Source organism: Neokomagataea anthophila (genome assembly GCF_018122595.1).
In the GTDB taxonomy this organism is placed as follows: domain Bacteria; phylum Pseudomonadota; class Alphaproteobacteria; order Acetobacterales; family Acetobacteraceae; genus Gluconobacter; species Gluconobacter anthophilus.
In genome coordinates this window covers 1-214 of record NZ_JAGRQH010000259.1, presented here as the reverse complement: position 1 = coordinate 214, position 214 = coordinate 1, and the positions used below count along the sequence as shown (strand labels likewise).

The 214-nt window shown below is 49.1% G+C and carries 1 protein-coding gene; it reads right to left on the bottom strand.

Translation table 11 applies throughout. From position 1 onward, the window contains the following. The coding region (locus KB213_RS12625; RefSeq protein ID WP_211683612.1) for a glycosyltransferase family protein at positions 1–214 on the bottom strand (214 nt) is incomplete at both ends.

Here is a 214-nt window from a genome sequence, read left to right as displayed (position 1 = left end):
GCTTAAACGCTTCGCGTCATCGTTCAGATATGTCTGAACCAGCTTCTCAACATCCGTCCGGTGTGAGAAGGTTGGAATTTCATCTGCACGGAAATAGCGGCGGATTTCATGCGTAGCTTCATGAAACACTAGGAAAGCACCTGCCAATGCCGCATCAAAAGTACGCGGCACCGGCGTTGAAGGTGCAATAACGAAGCGCTTATTTACAAAGTGC